This window comes from Rhodoluna sp. (assembly GCF_049276775.1).
In the GTDB taxonomy this organism is placed as follows: Bacteria; Actinomycetota; Actinomycetes; order Actinomycetales; family Microbacteriaceae; genus Rhodoluna.
In genome coordinates this window covers 1-3,031 of the sequence record NZ_JBASXC010000045.1, presented here as the reverse complement: position 1 = coordinate 3,031, position 3,031 = coordinate 1, and the positions used below count along the sequence as shown (strand labels likewise).

The window sequence follows — 3,031 nt, the reverse complement described above, 5'->3', positions numbered from 1 at the left end:
CGATCGCACCTGGCCCACAAGGCGCATCACAAAGGCACCGCGCTGGTGCGCGGTGGATCTTCGGGATGGCAACCAGGCCCTGATCGATCCGATGTCTCCGGAGCGGAAGCTCAAGATGTTCCAACTGCTGGTTCGCATGGGCTACAAAGAAATTGAAGTTGGATTTCCATCGGCCAGCCAGACCGATTTTGATTTTGTTCGGGTGCTCATCGAAGAGGGTCACATTCCCGAAGATGTCACCATACAGGTGCTCACTCAGGCTAGAGATCACCTAATCGAGCGAACCTACGAATCGCTGGTGGGTGCTAAGAGCGTAATCGTCCACTTCTATAACTCGACCTCTGTTTTGCAGCGCAAAGTTGTTTTCAAACAAGACAAGGACGGTATTAAGAAAATTGCCCTGGACGCAGCGATTAAGTGCAAATCACTCGAGCACACGCTTCCAGGAACAAAGATCTATTACGAGTATTCACCCGAGAGCTACACCGGTACCGAGCTTGAGTATGCGGTTGAGGTTTGCAACGCGGTGATCGAAGAAATTGCACCAACTCCTGAGCGTCAAATGGTTATTAACCTGCCAGCCACCGTAGAGATGATCACCCCAAACGTTTACGCCGATTCTATTGAGTGGATGAGTAGGCACCTGGCTAAGCGCGAGAGTGTGATTTTGTCACTGCACCCTCACAACGACCGTGGTACCGCAATCGCAGCTGCAGAGCAGGGATACATGGCAGGCGCTGACCGAATAGAGGGTTGCCTATTTGGAAACGGTGAGCGAACTGGAAACGTTGATCTAGTGACTCTGGGGCTGAACCTTTTCAGCCAGGGCATAGATCCAGAAATTGACTTCAGTGACATTGACAATATCAAGCGAACTGTGGAGTACTGCAACCAATTACCAGTTGCAGAGCGCTCACCATACGGAGGCGATCTGGTGTACACGGCCTTCTCCGGCTCACACCAAGACGCCATCAAAAAAGGATTCGAGGCGATGCAAGTCACCGCAGATGAGTCAGGCAAGAGCTTGACCGATCTCGAGTGGGCGGTTCCCTACCTCCCGATTGACCCACTGGATGTTGGCCGAAGCTACGAGGCCGTGATTCGTGTTAACTCACAGTCCGGTAAGGGTGGGGTTGCCTATCTATTGAAATCTGATCACTCCCTTGACCTTCCAAGGAAACTTCAAATCGAGTTCTCTCGAGTTGTTCAGGGCCTGACCGATTCAGAGGGTGGCGAGGTAAGCAGCGAAAAGCTTTGGGACATCTTCAAGGACGAGTACTTGCCAGCAGCAATTGACACACCGGAGCTCAAGTGGGGGCGCTTTGAGCTAAAGCGTATGCGGACCGAAAGTGAAATGGACGGCGAGGTCAAGCTAGACATCGTTCTTCGCGACGGCTCAAAAGAACTCGAGGTTTCAGGTACTGGCAATGGTCCGATCTCTGCCTTCCTGGCAATTTTGGGAGCTCAGGGTGTGGAAACCAAACTATTGGACTACGTCGAGCACACCATGAGCGCTGGAGGAGATGCCCAGGCAGCTTCCTATATTGAGCTGGATGTAGCCGGAAAAACCCTTTGGGGAGTCGGAATTGATTCCGATATCGCCACCTCTTCCCTGAAGGCCGTTATCTCCGGAGTAAACCGCGCCATCCGCTAAGGCGATTGTTGGTTTGGCCATTAGATACTGGTTAGGTGCCCCTTTACCGAGATGAAGCAGTTGTGCTCAGAACCCAGAAGCTGGGTGAAGCAGACCGTATCGTCACTTTGCTCTCGCGCTACCGTGGCCAGATTCGTGCCGTTGCCAAGGGGGTTAGAAGAACCGCCTCAAAGTTTGGCTCCAGGTTGGAACCATTCATGGTTGTTGACGCCCAGTTTTACGAGGGTAAATCTCTAGACATTGTGAACCAAGCAGAAACCATCGGATCTTACGGCGGACAAATAATCGAGGACTACCAAGCCTTCACCGCTGCAAATGCGATGGTCGAAGCGGCTGAACGACTCACCTCAGAGGAATCCTCACCGCAGCAATATCTTTTGCTTGTTGGTGCTCTACGCTCGCTTGCGACCAAGGAGCACGACTGCTCCTTAATTTTAGATTCCTACCTTTTGAGGGCTCTCGCAATTGCCGGTTGGGCGCCGAGTTTCGATAACTGCGCAAGGTGTGAGGCAATCGGTCCTCACTCGGCGTTTGTGATGCAGGTGGGATCAGTTGTTTGTCAAAACTGCAAACCAATCGGGGCAGTGGCTATATCCACAGATACCAGTGATTTACTCGGAGCCCTGCTATCGGGTGATTGGGAGGCAGCGGAAAAATCCAGCGATCAGGCCAGATCCAGCGCCTCAGGTATTGTTGCTGCGTATAGCCAGTGGCACATCGAGCGAGGATTGAAGTCCATGCCGCACGTGGAAAGAGCATGATGCATTTTTTACCTATTTCGAAACAAGGCGTAAAGCCACCAAGGTTTGAAAAGGTCCCAAAGCACGTTGCAATTGTTATGGACGGGAATGGACGCTGGGCAAATAAGCGAGGGCTCACTCGAATAGAGGGTCACAAAGCCGGTGAAGCGGCCCTTTTGGATGTGGTCGCCGGAGCAATTGAGGCTGGGGTTAGCGAGCTAACGGTTTTCGCATTTTCCACCGAAAACTGGAAACGCTCACCTGAAGAGGTTCGCTTCCTGATGGGTTTCAATAAAGATGTCTTGCGATCCAGGCGCGACCAACTCCACCACTGGGGAGTCAAAGTCCGATGGGTTGGCAGAAGACCCAAGCTATGGGCGAGCGTCATTGACGAGTTAGAGGCTGCCGAGGAGCTAACGAAGAAAAATAAGGGACTCGTGCTGACCATGTGCGTTAACTACGGCTCTCGCATCGAAATTGTTGACGCCGTCAACGAAATTGCGGACCTGGCGGCCAAGAAAAAGCTCAAGCCGGGTGCTGTCACAGAAAAAAGCTTCGGCAAACTGCTGTCAACCAATCCGCTTTCGGATGTGGACCTGTTTATTAGAACCTGCGGTGAAACGCGCATCTCCAACTT

3 protein-coding genes are annotated in these 3,031 nt (G+C 52.2%); all 3 read left to right on the top strand.

Translation table 11 applies throughout. The features are described from left to right. Positions 1-1,654 (top strand): 2-isopropylmalate synthase (gene leuA, locus WAO31_RS03305; protein WP_509590231.1); only part of this gene is annotated, 1,654 nt, incomplete at its 5' end. Between the two features lie 35 nt (positions 1,655-1,689). Next, entirely contained in the window at positions 1,690-2,415 is a 726-nt protein-coding gene (gene recO / locus WAO31_RS03300; protein ID WP_509590229.1) for a DNA repair protein RecO, read from the top strand. Beyond that, on the top strand, positions 2,412-3,031 hold a 620-nt coding region (uppS, locus tag WAO31_RS03295; protein ID WP_509590227.1), incomplete at its 3' end, for a polyprenyl diphosphate synthase. The genes recO and uppS, both read left to right, overlap by 4 nt.